Origin of the sequence: Campylobacter concisus, from assembly GCF_902460595.1 — a bacterium.
GTDB classification, from domain to species: domain Bacteria; phylum Campylobacterota; class Campylobacteria; order Campylobacterales; family Campylobacteraceae; genus Campylobacter_A; species Campylobacter_A concisus_BL.
In genome coordinates, this window is record NZ_CABPVA010000005.1 from 1 (window position 1) to 15053 (window position 15053).

At 34.6% G+C, this 15053-nt stretch carries 8 protein-coding genes; 1 reads left to right on the top strand and 7 read right to left on the bottom strand.

The window, feature by feature from the left end; all coding sequences use genetic code 11:
• The 6 genes from F3G86_RS08660 to F3G86_RS08685 all read right to left on the bottom strand — a co-directional run.
• The coding region (locus tag F3G86_RS08660) for an ATP-binding protein (protein ID WP_149723631.1) at positions 1 to 4772 on the bottom strand (4772 nt) is incomplete at its 3' end.
• A 25-nt stretch (positions 4773 to 4797) separates the two neighbouring features.
• Positions 4798 to 7575 (bottom strand): AAA family ATPase, encoded by a 2778-nt coding sequence (locus F3G86_RS08665; RefSeq protein WP_149723632.1) that lies wholly within the window; start codon positions 7573 to 7575, stop codon positions 4798 to 4800.
• Positions 7572 to 9815 (bottom strand): NAD-binding protein, encoded by a 2244-nt coding sequence (locus F3G86_RS08670; RefSeq protein ID WP_149723633.1) that lies wholly within the window; start codon positions 9813 to 9815, stop codon positions 7572 to 7574. The genes F3G86_RS08665 and F3G86_RS08670 overlap by 4 nt, the downstream gene beginning before the upstream one ends.
• A gap of 200 nt (positions 9816 to 10015) precedes the next feature.
• On the bottom strand, positions 10016 to 10546 hold the full coding sequence (tpx, locus tag F3G86_RS08675; protein WP_103599095.1) for a thiol peroxidase: 531 nt from the start codon (positions 10544 to 10546) through the stop codon (positions 10016 to 10018).
• A 9-nt stretch (positions 10547 to 10555) separates the two neighbouring features.
• The gene (locus tag F3G86_RS08680; RefSeq protein WP_149723634.1) at positions 10556 to 11698 is read right to left on the bottom strand and encodes a trans-sulfuration enzyme family protein; all 1143 of its coding nucleotides are present in this window, start codon (positions 11696 to 11698) and stop codon (positions 10556 to 10558) included.
• A gap of 218 nt (positions 11699 to 11916) precedes the next feature.
• Positions 11917 to 12372 carry a DIP1984 family protein gene (locus F3G86_RS08685; RefSeq protein WP_149723635.1) on the bottom strand — a complete coding sequence of 152 codons (456 nt, stop codon included), beginning with the start codon at positions 12370 to 12372 and terminating at the stop codon, positions 11917 to 11919.
• 88 nt (positions 12373 to 12460) lie between these two features.
• Between F3G86_RS08685 and F3G86_RS08690 the strand changes: the two genes are divergently transcribed.
• Complete coding sequence (locus F3G86_RS08690; RefSeq protein WP_149723636.1) at positions 12461 to 13627, top strand: MalY/PatB family protein; 1167 nt, start codon at positions 12461 to 12463, stop codon at positions 13625 to 13627.
• Between the two features lie 638 nt (positions 13628 to 14265).
• Here F3G86_RS08690 and sodB read toward each other — a convergent pair.
• A complete protein-coding gene (gene sodB, locus F3G86_RS08695) occupies positions 14266 to 14883 on the bottom strand; it encodes a superoxide dismutase [Fe] (RefSeq protein WP_149723637.1) in 618 nt (205 codons plus the stop codon).
• Positions 14884 to 15053 lie beyond the last annotated feature (170 nt).

Genomic DNA, 15053 nt, shown 5'->3' on the forward strand with positions numbered 1-15053 from the left:
TGTTTGAATACTACTGCATAGTAATCTTTAAAATTTTTTACCTTACATTTATAGTTAAATCCTATAACTCTTGGTCTAATTGGATCATAGTGATAGATAAAAATACGCTTGTCTGGTATATAATCAAATTTATTGTGTTTAGAGGCATCTATATTAAAGGAGCCATTGTTATTTACTAGTCTGTAGTCTGCATCATAATAAAAGGTTCTGTCGTTTTCGGTAAAGATCAAACTACCGTCGTCAAGTTCTTTTATAAAATTTCCATATAGTCTTTTTATATATTTGTATTTTGGCGAGTAGAGATCACCAGAGGTCATCAGTATATTCCCATTGCTTAGTTGCTTTTTAAGAGATGCGTCCATTATGGTTTTTAGCTGTTTCCTATTACGACTATATATAGTGGTTATTTCTTTAAAATATCCCTCATTCTCACTGTCGGCAAAATTGAGAGTTAGTATAAAGTTATTGTTTTTATCTAATAATATATTTGATCCATAGTTTTTTATGTAATTAGCATATATTTTGCTATGGTATTTAAAATACACTTCCATTGTAAAGTCATTATCTATTAGTTCTAGTTTTATCCCTTTACTAGTTTTTTTAATAATTTTATAAGATGGATTTTTATTTTCTGGTTCTATTGCGTTTTTTATACTATTTCCATTCTTATCGTATGTATATTTTTGAACTATCTCTCCTTGCAGAAAGTGCTCAATGATGATTTTATTTCTAGCGTTATTTATGGTTATTTTAGTATTATCTCCAAGTGCGCCAGATACTGGTGCATCTATTTTTTTAATGGCATTGTCGCTTCTTAGATATATATAAAGACTTTTAATTAGAATGTCATCTTCTAATTCATATAATAATATGTTGCCATTTGATAGGTATTCTCCTATAGTATATGTCTTTTTTATATGTTTTATAACTTTCAACTTTTTATCAATTACGTATATATCGCTATTTTTCTCTTTGATGGTAAAAGTATTTTTTTGTATCTCCAGATCATCAAAATGTTCGTAGAGTTTTTTTATTTTAAAATCCTTGTAGTATATATAGATATTTCCATTACTAAAATGTGCAATTACATAACTATTTGTAAAGGCACCAACCTTTTCTAGTTTTCCATTGAAGTTGCTTATCTTGTTGTAGCTTTGCTTTAGACTATATAAAAATGCCTTTTTTAACTCTCCAAGGTTTATCAATGCCTTGTTGTTAAAAATTTCTAAACCAGTTATACTATCTTGCACTGGCAGAGTTTTAAAGAGCTCCCCAGTTTTTGTCTCATAAAATTTTATATCTATGTGGTCTCTATATAAAACCATGATATCGCCAAAGTCTTTAAAGAGGATATCGTCGGTGTTAAAAAGGTCGGACTTATTTTTAGACACAATGGTCACTATAGTTTTTAAATCGTCGGTAGCAAAAATGATGCTATTTTCAAAATATATGAGTAAATTTTGGTTTTTTAGTTTTGTAATATCTTTAAATTTGAGATTGCTTACAAATAAGATATTTTTTAAATTCTCGTCAAAAAATGAGGTGCCATTTTTATCAGCTATTAATAGAGTATCATTTCTAATCAGTGCTATCTTTTCAAATTTATATTTTATTTCCCATTCGCTGGTTAGTATAGCACTGTTGTCTAAAAGTATATCACCATTACTAAGCTCCTTTACGCAACAGTTTTTAATGCTTAGTGATATAACTTTTATAAGTTTCATACCAAGAGAGTAGATATGAAGAGCTGAGTTATCGTCTTTACATATATTTAATAATATGTATTTATTTTTAAAAAGAGCAACATCTTGTGCTGTTATGAGCAGGCTGTCCTTTTTGTCATATATATTGTAATTATAAAGCGGAATTGGGTAGTCGTCTTCATCATATATATAATCATAAGTAATTCTTTCGATCTTGATATCTTGTTCTAGATAATACTTATAGTTATCTTGCATATCTAGTTCGTATTTTTGTATCATAAAAAAGTCAAATTCTTTGTTTGAATATTGCTTCTTTAAATTTAGATCAACAGAATATACGCCATAGTTTTTTCTGTCATATAGTAGCAGATCGCCATTCTCTAGCTCTTTCTCAAATATTAACTCCTTTGGTGTATTGACATTTTGTCCATCATTCGTAATAGTCGTAATAATCTCTATATCATCATAATCAACAGTTTTAAATGTTTTATTTAAGAGATTACCATTTTGTAGTTCATAGTAACTTTTGGATCTTGTCCTTAGATCTGCTAGAAATTTGAAATCTTTAGAAAAAATACACTGGTTACCTCCAGACTTTGTAACCAAAAAATTCCCATTTGATAGTCTTTTAGCATTTTCCCAGTCAAAAACTTCTAGTAGTCCAGTCCTGGTAAAATTTGCGGGGATATTGCTAGACTTAAGCCAGCAGAAATTTACTTTACCAGCTCTTAATAGCTTTTTAGCAGATATAGTTAGCTGCGAGTCTTCGCCATCTGCGTATGCCAGTTGAAACAACACAATGTGTGGTTTAAAATAGTTCGTATTATCATTGAAAAGATAGTCCTTTTCTCGGTAGAAGCTCTTTTGAGCTAAAAATTTATCTTCATCTAGGTTATCCAAAATCTCTCTGAAATCTTTAAATTTATAATGGTCATATATGCTGCCGATAAGTTCTAGATCATTTAGATATTTTTCAAATTTCTTAGAATTTGAGTAATATAAGTGGTGAAACAGCTCGCTTAGAGCCCTTGGCGAATAGTATCTTTTGTCCCATAACTCTTCTTTTTTCTCAAAGCTACAAAAGTATTCTGTCAGTTTTAGATGCGTTTCTTGTTTGTATCTTTCATATCTTTTAGAGATAGTCTCTATAAACTGCCTATGAAAAAAGTTTATGAGTAGTTTATCGTCTTTATAAACAAGAGTTAAAAATGGCTCAAGTAGGCTAGATAAGCTTGCCCAAAGAGATATAGGGAATGATATATTTTTAGACAAAGAGACATTTTTTATAAAAAAGACTTTGTTGTAAAATTTTTTATCGCTTTTTATCTCTTTTGATAGTAGGTCAAGTAGCTCGTTCTCGCTAATGCCGTATTTGCTAAAGGCTATGTAGCTCAAGACCTTTTGTATAAGAAGCTCTTCTTGATGGTATAAATTTTCAAGGTTATCTATAAATTCATTTATAGCGCTAGGTATATCGTCTGCGATATCTATTTTGTCGTTTGAGCTTATATTTTTTAGCTCTTGTGAGATGATAAATGCATACAAAGGAGAGCAGTTTGCACTTTTAAATTTCTTTTCTACCTCGTTTATTTGTTCTTTTATTAGGGTCCTTTTGTGTTTGCTAAGGAAATTTTTAAATAGTCCTTTTGCCTCATTACTCAAACTATCATTGTTTAAATTTATGGTATTTTTATCTCCATATTTTTTGATCAAATTTTCAAAATAAATGCTGTCATCTATAAATTCTTCATCTTTTAAAACAGATAAAATGATCTTTATGTTTTTACCAAGTTTTTGCGGTAGCCAAAAGAGTTGATCTGTTGCTTTAAGCTGATCAAGTGCGTCTATAAAAATAACTACATTTTCGTCTTTATCGCTTGAGAGTAATTCGCTGATATGCTTGTCAAAATCATATTCACTTAGGTTGTTTAGGTCGTCTTTTTGTGATGAGCCTTCTATCTCGTAGATGAGATCGGTTAATAAATCCCTTTTATAAAAGGATTTACCATCGGCTCCAACAAATTTATAAAAAATGCGAGCTTTACCAAGGGTTGCTTCTTCTGCCTCTTCGATCGCTTTTTTCATAAGCGTTGTTTTACCCATACCAGAGTGAGAGTATATGATGAGTGGCGTGTCAGTTTCATCGTCTAAATAGTTAGCGATCTTTTTTAGTGATTTTTGCCTGCCTAAAAATGTATCTATCTGCTGTGTTTTAAATATGTTGTGTTCAAAATTTTCTGGAGCACTACTCAACTCTTTTATGCCTGCGTCTATATTTGCTTTTAGTTTTTTCACTATCTGCGCTATAAATTTAGCTTTAGAGTATATTTTAAATTTATCATCAATCTCTTCGTTAATGATATTGTGTTTGCACTCTTTTGGTATGTTGTTTTCTACACTTTGTCTAAAATTTTCGATATTTTGATTGCGAGGTTGCTTTTGGTTCTTAAACCGCCTAAAGATAGGGATTATAAAATTTTTGTTGCTTTCGTTTTTACATATCTCTTCAAACTCATGGTGCGTAGCAGACATAAAGTATTTTTTCTTTTTATCTTCTGGGAAATTTTCGGAGGCTTTTTGCAATATTTGGCGTATTTTTTCTTCAACTTTATACCACTCTTCGTATTTTACAAAAGCTCCGTCTCTACGATTTAGTATATAGCAGCCACGATTTCCATCCTCGCTCAGCTGGTTTTTGTCTAGTCGGTACCATTCGTCTAGTAGTTGTTTATCTGAACTCTTTAAATTTTTTCGTATATCATCAAATTCTTTTTTGTCTATTATATAAGGAAGTGGCACCCAGCCGTATCTATCGCCAAGCATGATTAGAAAATTTGGATGTGGATATGACGCGCAGTTTCTCACCTCTCTAAGACAAACTGGTAGAGTTTTTTGATCTAGTTGAGCTTCATTGTTTATGCCCCATCTAAGATCTATAGGCTGAAAGGAAAAGCCTTTACTTTCGCAGTATTCTCGTATCTTAGGGAAAACCTCATTTTGAAGCAGGTCTCTTTCTATTTTAAAGTCTTCAAAAGTAGAAGATATGAATAATCTAAAAGCTTTTTTCATGGCATGTCCTAGGTTGTTTTAAGGCTTAAGCATCGTCTTTAAGCTGTTTTAAAAACTCATCTTCATCAATAACTTCTTTTTCTATGAGGAGTTTTGCTAGTTTATTTATCTTATCTTCGTTTTCTTTGATTAGCTGTTCGCATCTTATTTTTTGCTCTTTTAAAATTTCTAGAACTTCGTTATCTATTTTGTCATTTAATTTACCACCAAAGCTATCAATAGACTCTAAATTTATATATCCTATATTGCTCATACCATAGTTTTTAACGGCATTATAGGCTAAATTTGTCGCTACTTTTAGATCGTTAGTCGCGCCAGTGTCTATACCTTCATTTTTTTGAAAGTAAATTTCTGCTGTTCTCCCTGCAAAAGAGACGCAAATTTGGTTTTTGATATCATCAAAGCTTAAATTTTTAACATCCTCTTCTCTATCGAAGGCTACAAAGCCAAATGCCTTGCCTCTTGGCTCAACCGTTATTTGTTCTATTTTTACGTGCGGCATTAATATATGTGAGATAATGGCGTGACCTGCTTCATGATATGCTGTTTCAGCTTGTATCTGTGCGTAGGTTTTGCCAGTTAGCTTGTCGCCGTATTTTACATTGTTGATGTGCTCTAAAATTAGCTCTTCACTAATACCTTCAAGCCCATTACGCAAAGCTTCTAGGGACGCTTCTCTATACGCTTTTTGCAAATCAGCTCCGCTCATTCCTACACTAAATTTTATAAGCTTGTTTTTGTTTATGCTACCTACTGTTGGATTTTTAAGCATCTTGTCTATGAAATATCCACGAGCCTCTTTATCTAGCATACCGATATGGATATGTATATCTATGCGACCAGAACGTAAAATGGCAGGATCTAACTTTTCTTTTAAATTTGTAGCGGCGATGATAAAAATATCTGAGCTATCGCCAAAACCGTTTATTTCAGTTAAAAATTGATTGATTAAAATATCTAGTCTGCTGCCATCTCTTTTGCCTATCGCATCTATCTCATCTATAAAAATGATAGATGGGGCATACTCTCTAGCTCTTTTAAATACTTTTTTCATAAATTCTATATCAAGGAGTTCGCTTCCCGTAGTGCTTATGAAAGGAAGTTCAGCCTCGTTTGCAAATGCTTTTGCAAGCATGGTTTTACCAGTACCAGGAGGTCCATAAAGCAATATGCCCTTTGGTGCGTCTATATTAAATTTTACTATTTTTTCTTTGTTTTTTAAAAGAGCTGCTATCTCATTTAAGCGTTTTTTGGCTTTCTCATGTCCAGCTATATCATCAAATTTTATGCTAGGTATATCAGCGATTATACTTCCTGCCTCATCTGAATAATCAACTGATTTTGGCAGTTTGGTTATGCAAGCGTTGTGATACTCAATAATTAATGTCTTACCTGTTACTTCGATCTTGCTTAAAAATTTTAATGTTTGATTTTTTCTAAAGCAATCCATAATTAATTCGTCGTTTTGTTTTGGATCGTCTTTTATGATATTTTTTAGAGACTTTATAGCTTCGCTATCTATGATAAATTTGATCTTTTTGATATCTTTTTGGCAGCTTCGTAATAGATCTGTTATATCGTCAAATATTTTTTGGCTAAATTTTGATTTTATGCGCCTTGCATCGATAAATGGCAGATATGTAAGTAAATTTGCTTTTAATAGTAACTCCTCCTCTTTTGGCATTTCTATTTTTAAGTCAAAAGCTTTTTCAAAATTCTTCATATCGGTTTGGAAATTTTCTCTAGCGATACGTAGTAGTGCATTAAAAGTAAGCTTGTTAAACAACACTATCTCGCCTTGAGCAAGTCTAGATAAAAATTCTGGTTTAAAGATAGGCTCTGCTTCACCTCTGCTATAAGCAGTGCTTTTCTCTCTGCTGATAGTTTCTAAAATGATGTTTTGAGCAGAATTTACCTCTAGCGCCATAGTGTTTAAGAAATTTTTATTAGAGTAGAGCTCGCTACCTAAATTTGATGTAAATATAAAAATACATTCACTAAAATCAACAGTCTTTTTAGTAAAATCATCCTCTGTTTTACCCCTAGCCATAATGTCTAAAAAGACATTTTGAACATTTGGGTGGGCTTTTTCGATCTCGTCAAACACACATATAGACTTAGGGTATTCTTTTACAAATTTAGTTAGATCGCCTTCTCTTTCATTTTTATAGCCAGCACTTAGTCCAGTAAGGGCAAAATTTTGATTTTCACCTTGATATGTGCTCATATTAAAGACTTTAGTAGAATAACCAGTTAAAATTTCCCCTAATATTTCAGCCAAATAGGTCTTGCCAGTGGCTGGCGGTCCAAGAAAAAAGAAGATAGCTTTTAAAGAATTTATGTTTTTTCTGTAGTAAAAGGTTATGACTTTATCTAGTATTGTCTCTATGGCTTGCTCTTGAGAGTAAATTTTATCTTCTAGTTCTTTTTTTATTTTGTTAATGAGAGAGAAGCATCCTTGATTTGTATGCCACACTTCTTCTTGTGATTCGCTCTTATCTATCTTTTTAAGATTGCTAATATTTGTGTTAAAGCCATATCCATTTTGTTCAAGAGCCCTCTTTATTTTATTCGCTTTTTCAGAAAATTTAACGGTGTTATTTTTTGTTGCGATGTTAATAGCAAACTCGTCTATTTTAGTGCTATTTTTAGATATCTTAAGGCCAATCGATGCTAAGATTTTTTTAAAATTAGGATCAGTCACTTCGACTGAATTTATCGCTTCTGCTATATCTTCAGCTTCTATAACGTCTTTGCCTTTTTGTATGGCTATATATTTAGCCGCTAAGAAAATGGTTCTCATTTGTTTTTGATGCTGTCTATCTTTTGTTTAAACTCGAATATCTCTTTACAATAGATGGAGCTTTCATCTTGTAAGATTTTGTCATCTTCAAAAGCTGAAACTATCATATCGTAAGCTCTCATGACGGTTTCCACGTCGTCACTTTTGTAGTTATGATTTGTTTTGATGCCACGTTCAACGATATGTTTAGAAGCTTCTTCTAACTCATCCCAGCTGATCAAAAGGGCGTGTTCTTTTTTATTGTTATCTTTTCTATAAGGATAGTCTTTCCCTTCTGGTTTTGGTATAGTAGTCCAGCCGTTTAAGATATGAAAAGCATTCCAGCGATGTTTTTCCATTTTGGCTAATTTTTCTATGTCGTCAAGACTTATATATGTTGCTAATATTTTAGCCTTCTGGATATCATTCCAGATGTCAGTCTTCTTTTTATCAGAAGTCGGTTTTCCGTTAAGGCTATACCATCTATTGTTTGCCTCATTTTCTATATCACCATATTTTGGTAGCACCTTGTTTTGACTATTCTCTAAAAGGTGATTTAGTACTTTTAGTTTTATAGGTAAGTGTTCAACTTGCATTCTGTTTGAGTCTTGTAAAAAAGGCGACAGATCACTCCAATTTGTCTCATATTCAGGTTTATGAAGCTGATTGTATCGTTGATCTGCTCTTATGGCCATTTTATCGTACATCTCATTTACAACGACATCGTAAGAGCAAATTTGAGAGAAATTGCCAAAAGGTATAATATCCACTTTGTTTTTGCTGTCTATCTTGATGTCATTTGCAATGCCTTTTATGCCATCATGTTTATCTATAAATATAAAAAATTGTTTATTTTGTAAATGAGCTGATTGATTTTTTATTATCCTAGCTATATCAGTAAGACTTGCTTGAACGTTAGTTTTGCAAAAAATGATTTGAGTAAAATTTTCTATTCCATCTTTGTTAAACAACTCTCCATCATCTTTAAAGTCTATATTCCAATTGATTATGCCACCTGCCTTTAAGCTAATAGGATATAGTTTTAAAAATTCTGCTCTCTTTTTTTCGTGGTTATTATCAAAGATCGTTACATTTAGTGGTTTTCCGTTAAAAAAATGTCCCAAGGCTAAAGCGCGGTATAGCACAGATAGCCCTGCTGCGTCAAAGCCTACTATGGCAAGATTTACACTACCATTATCTATTGTATCTACATTTTCACCTAGGGGGTGCTTCATAAATAGTGTTTGTGCTGCATTGTCATAAGCGCTAAATGCTTTTATATTAATCATACTTGATGTTAAATGTATATTATCTGGATTGTTTTTGTCTGCTTTGGGAATAACTTTAGTGATAGCGTCCAGAATTTCTGAATTTGATTTATCTTTTCTGGTTTTTATGCTTAGTGATACTTTTCCGTTTTCTTTTGATTCTAAGTGTATGTATATATTTTTTTCATTATCTGGATTGTTTTTGTCTGCTTTGGGAATAACTTTAGTGATAGCGTCCAGAATTTCTGAATTTGATATATCTTTTCTGGTTTTTATGCTTAGTGATAATTTTCCGTTTTCTTTTATACTTTGCAATATTTCGTAATTTTCTTTTGACTCTAAGTGGATATATAGTTTTATGATATTTTTGTCTTTATCTGTTTCGGGAATAATTTTAGTGATAGCATCTAAAATTTCTAAATTTGATATATCTTTACCAGTCATAAGGATGATTTTTTCAGCTTTTGTTATATTGAGTTTATTTAATACATTTTTATCGATAGCGTTACCAGATATAGCATATCCACCAAGTGTGCATATACTATTTAAATTATCATTTGCAGGATTTATGTCCACGACTAATAGCTTTTTATCTTGATGTTTATTTAAGATATCTTTAGCCAAGGCATAGCCCATATCTCCAGCACCACATATCACGATATGATTTTTTGCAAAAAATTTTAAAAAAAACCATGTTCTAAGCTTTTTGCCAAGTAGTTTAATAAAAACACTGCAGTAAAAAAATAGAGTAAAGACTATAGCTATATAAAGTGAGCATTTGCTGACAATGTTAGTTGCTTTAAAATCGTAGTTGCCTAGCAATAGAGCTAGTGTTTGGTAGGCTGACTTTAAAAAGCCAGAGAAGAAGCCATTTTCAATGGAGTGCCCAAAAAAAGAGAAAAAGACAGTTAAGATGCCACATATCAGCATCGTCGTATCATTTAAGTTGCTATATATAAAACTACGATAATACCTTTTTAAATCAAACTTCATTGTGCTCTCCAAATAACAGTTTTTATAGTGCAAAATTTAAAATCACGAAAATTATAATGGGCTATTATACTTTATATTTACAGGTTGTTGAACTAAAATTTGTAACACAGCTATTAAAGAAGTATTCTTTATGGAGGTATATAAATTTATTATTGCTTTCATATCCTAACGCCGCAAAAAAAGCAGCGCTAGATCAAATTTTAATGGCAGCCGCAGCCACAACCACATCCGCCGCTTTGTTTTATAGCGTCAAAAACGGCGTCGTAGTTTGGCTCCTCGGTCACTTCAGGGACGATTTGCTTGTGGATGATGACGCCATCTTTGATGACAAAGACCGCTCTTGCAAGCAAGCCTTTTAGCGCCCCGTCACTCATCAGCATGCCGTAGTTTTGGGCAAATTCTCCGTATCTAAAGTCACTTCCCACGCGCAAATTTGCTATGCCCTCAGTCGTGCAAAATCTCCCCATCGCAAATGGCAAGTCGTTTGAGATGATGCTAAGTTTTACTCCGTGTTTTCCAGCTACTTTTTCGTTAAATTTACGTGCTTCTGCCGCGCAAACGCCAGTATCTAGTGAAGGTAGGCAGACAAGCACCTCGATGCCGTTATTTCCGCCCACGCTAAATTCGCTAAGATCTTGCGCTACGACTCTTGCTTCAGGCGCATAAGAGCCGACAAATAGCTCATTTCCGCTTAAATTTACCTCACTGCCTTTAAATTTTGTAGTTGCCATGTTTTCTCCTTATCTTTTAGCTTTTTTAAACGCTTGATCAAGGTCAGCTATTAGATCATCGACATTTTCGATGCCGATGGCTAAACGAAGCAAATTTTGCTTTATGCCGATCTTATCTAGCACCTCTTTTGGATATGCCTCGTGCGTCATCGTTGCAGGCCTGCAGATAAGGCTCTCTACGCCGCCAAGGCTCACTGCTAGATCAAAAATTTCTAGCGCTTTTACAAATTTATTTACATCATATTTTTCATCAAGCTCAAATGAGATAAGAGCGCCGATATCGCTTGCTTGAGCTGCTTGCATCTTTGCCTCTTGCTCGCTATATGAGCCAGGGAAATGCACCACGCTAACGGCGTCACTATCCTCTAAAAATTTGATGATTTTATGGGTATTTTGCGTTTGTCTGTCAAACCTAACGCTAAGAGTTTTAAGTCCACGTATTAGGTAGTATGCGTCCATCGGACTGATGATACTACCAAGCGTATTTTTGGCAAATTTTATCTTTTCAGCCAAAGCATCATCGTTTAGCGTGACGATACCAGCGATCACGTCAGCATGTCCGCCGATATATTTTGTGGCGCTATATACCACGATGTCAGCTCCGTGCTCAAGCACTTTTTGATAGTAAGGCGTCAAAAATGTATTATCCACGATGACTAGAGCGCCCTTTTTGTGAGCGATCTTTGAGATCCTAGCGATATCAGTCACTCTTAAGAGAGGATTTGAGGGAGTTTCGATGAAGATAGCTGCCACGTCGTCGCTTATGTCATCTTCGCTTAAAAAATTTAGATCATCTATAAATTCGCTCTTTATACCGTGGCTTTCAAAAACAGTCGTGACATATCTATAAGTGCCGCCATAGACGTTGCTATTTAGCAGGACTTTTTGCCCTGTTTTGATAAGACTAAGTGCAGCTGCTGTTGCTGCCATGCCTGAGCCAAAGCTAAATGCGTATTTGCTACCTTCGACTTTAGCAAAGATATCATCAAATGCTTTTTTTGTAGGGTTGTTGCCACGTGAGTAGGCAAATTCTTGAAAATTTTCAAGGTCATCTTGCACGAAGGTGCTAGCTAAAAATACTGGCGGAACGACCGCTTTGTTTGGGTTGTTTTTGGCTTCAATGCCTTTTACGATAAGAGTGTCTAGTTTCATAAATTTCCTTTTTAAAATTTTACGAAATTTTACATGATAAAGATTAATTTTCCCCAAACCCACCCAAAATATAGCCAAACCAGTAAGTGGTAGTAAAAGTGCTTTTTAAATTTGCATTTGTAAGATTGCTAAGACTAAATTTAAGCTTTTGCCTGGTCTTCGCAAGCCGCCAATGTATGGTTTTTTACTCGCTTTTGGCTAAATTTTTACCATAAATTTTACTCTACTAGATCAACCGACCAGTTTGCCTCCTGAAGCTTCATCTCAAGCTCTCTGATCTCTTTTGAAAGTGCATCCACTTGCTTTTGAAGCGCGCTAACATCGACTGTGCTTAAAATTTTGATCTCGCTATTTGAGTAAAGATCGACCTTTTGACTAGCACTTGTTGCAAACTCCCTAAGCACGTTTGCTTTTAGCGTTAAAGCGTCCTTTTTAGCGATCATCTCAGTTAGGCTCACGCCATCAAATTTAGCACTTGAGTTTGTTAAATTTATAGAGCAAATAAGCCTAAAAAGCTCGCTTGTTAGCTTGTCAAGCTCTTTTAAAAGAAGCTTTGGATCCTCGCTTGGACTTTCATTTTCCTGCGTTTTTGCATTGCTAAGTAGCCTAACTTTTAGCTGTTCGATGCGCTTTTGCGTGTCAGATCTTAGGATGAGAGCCTGAGCTAGTTTCATCATTTTTCCTTTTTGGGTATTAAATTTTTAAATCATCTTAGTATCTTTTGGGTTATAATTGATTTAAAATTTTATTTAAGGAAAAGCTATGAAGTACGATTTTGACACATTAGTAAGCAGAGAAGGCACAAACTCATCAAAATGGCGTATGAAAAATGACGTTTTGCCGATGTGGGTTGCAGATATGGACTTTAAGGCTGCACCTGAGATCTTAAGTGTCTTGCAAAAGCGCCTTGATAACGGCGTCTTTGGCTACTCGTTCATCCCAAAAGAGTGGAACGAGGCGATAAAGAGCTGGTGGCAAAGACGTCACAATGTGAGCTTAGAGAACGAATGGATGTGCTTTTGCACTGGCGTCATACCAGCTATCTCGACTGCTATTAGGAGATTTAGCAGTCCAGGAGATCAAATTTTAGTGCAAGCGCCTGTCTATCACGTCTTTTTTAACTGCATAAAAAACAACGGACGTGAAATTTTATCAAACGACCTTGTTTATAAAAATGGCTCTTACGAGATCGACTTTGACGACCTCGAGGCAAAGCTAGCTCAGCCGCTAACTACTATGATGCTTCTATGTAATCCTCACAATCCAATAGGCAAAATTTGGGACAAAGAGACGCTTAAAAAGATAGGCGAGCTTTGCTACAAGCACGATGTTTTGGTTATCAGCGATGAAATTCACTGCGATATAACTGATCCTGGGCTAAGCTACGTGCCATTTATCAGCGTTAGCGAGGAGTGCAAAAACAACTCTATCACGTGCATTTCGCCTACAAAAGCCTTTAACATAGCTGGCCTTCAAAGCTCAGCCGTCGTCACGCCAAATGAAAAGATCAGAGCAAGGCTAAATGCTGCTATCAACTACGATGAGGTTGGCGAGGCAAATGCTTTTGCGATCATCGCCGCAATCGCCGCATTTAACGAGGGCGAGGCGTGGCTTGATGAGCTTAGAGAGTATCTTTTTGAAAACAAAAAGGTCGTCGCAAACTTCATAAAAGAGCAAGGCTTGCCAGTGAAGCTCCTGCCATCAAGTGCGACATATCTTTTGTGGCTTGACTGCAGTGCGTTTTGCGAGGATTCGAGCGAGTTTATGAATTTCTTGCGCGATAAAGCCGGACTTTGGCTAAATGACGGCAACGCTTACAGAGGAGATAGATTTTTCCTTCGTATGAATGTCGCAACGCAGCGCGAAAGGGTGCTTGAAGGGCTAAAACGCTTGCAAAATGGGATAAATTTATACACTTCAAAAAGATAAATTTTGACTGGGTGGCTTTGTAATTTAAGCCGCCTTTGCTTGATACAAAAAGCTACTTGGGATATTTTAGAGTAGCAGATATTGCCTCCACTTTTAAAAATTTTGCTGATAAATTTAAGGTTGGATAGCCTACGTTGGTTCTTTGATAGCTTTGAATTTAAGCAGGAAGTTATTTGGTCGTAATAGGGCAGGCGGTAAAGCCAGTTTTTTGCTATTTTTGGTATCTCTCCAGCATGCGCTAGTGTGTTAAAAGATTGTCTTGGTCGCGTTTGGGAATTAAGTAGCTTTCGCTCATAAATTTAGTAGTTTAAATTTTAAAGAGATAAATTTAAAAGTGAGATGGTCGCACCGGTCTTGAATTGCATTAAATTTAAGCAAAAAAGCCTTTAAATGCAATGATCAGGGTCGTTTTCAAAGCAGTATATATCGCGCCTGTTTTTTTAAATTTAGCAACTCAAAATAAATTTGAAAGCGAGATATCTCGCGCTAGCGTTAAATTTTAAAAAAGTCACTTGGCAAAACGAGAATTTGAGCTGTTTAAAATCGTATTATCTTTCAAAAAGCGGTTTTTCTTATAAATTTGATAGTTAAATTTGAATAAAAGTAGAAATTTAAAGGCGGGGAGATCCCGCCAGATATTATTTATGTAGTTCTTTTGTGTAAAACTCAACTGAGCCAAGACCCTCTTTTTGCGCCCACTCGTAAGCTTGGCTTACAAATTCCCAGTTTATGTTCTCATAAAATGTCTCTAGGTATTTTGGACGAGCGTTGAAGTTGTCGATGTAGTAAGCGTGCTCCCAAACATCAACTACTAGAAGTGGCACTTTGCCATCGCTCACTGGAGTTTTTGCGTTGCTGGTTTGCACGATCTCTAGCTTTTTGCTACTTGGGTCAAATACAAGCCACGCCCAACCTGAGCCAAAAAGCGTTGTAGCTGCTTTTAAAAACTCCTCTTTAAAATTTGCGAAATTTGCCTCGATCGCAGCTTTTAGCTCGCTTGACATCTCGCTTTTTTTAGCGATGCAGTCCCAGTAAAAGTCGTGGTTATAAACTTGAGCGACGTTGTTGTAAAGGCCACCTTCGCTATTTCTTAAGATCTCGTAAAATGATGCGTTAGCAAATTTTGTATCTTTTATGAGATTGTTTAAATTTGCAACATAGGTCGCGTGGTGCTTGCCGTAGTGGTATTCACAGGTTTTAGCACTTACTACTGCGTTGTTGTTTGCGTCAAACGGAAGTTTTCTTAGTTCAAACATAATAATTCCTTAATAATAAAATTTGTTATTTCGTATTATAGCCACAAAAGATTAACAAACAAAATCTTTTAAAATTTAAGCCAAAAATAGGGCGTTTTTATAAAAGCTAAATTTTTCATTTATAAAAGATGAGTGAATTTGCTCTACAAATTTGTGGTTAAAAGAGTGAA

Coding starts and splice junctions, on each gene's coding strand:
- F3G86_RS08670 (WP_149723633.1), bottom strand. CDS start 9,815: ATGAAGTTTGATTTAAAAAGGTATTATCGTAGTTTTATATATAGCAAC.
- F3G86_RS08690 (WP_149723636.1), top strand. CDS start 12,461: ATGAAGTACGATTTTGACACATTAGTAAGCAGAGAAGGCACAAACTCA.
- F3G86_RS08685 (WP_149723635.1), bottom strand. CDS start 12,372: ATGAAACTAGCTCAGGCTCTCATCCTAAGATCTGACACGCAAAAGCGC.
- F3G86_RS08680 (WP_149723634.1), bottom strand. CDS start 11,698: ATGAAACTAGACACTCTTATCGTAAAAGGCATTGAAGCCAAAAACAAC.
- sodB (WP_149723637.1), bottom strand. CDS start 14,883: ATGTTTGAACTAAGAAAACTTCCGTTTGACGCAAACAACAACGCAGTA.
- F3G86_RS08665 (WP_149723632.1), bottom strand. CDS start 7,575: ATGAGAACCATTTTCTTAGCGGCTAAATATATAGCCATACAAAAAGGC.
- tpx (WP_103599095.1), bottom strand. CDS start 10,546: ATGGCAACTACAAAATTTAAAGGCAGTGAGGTAAATTTAAGCGGAAAT.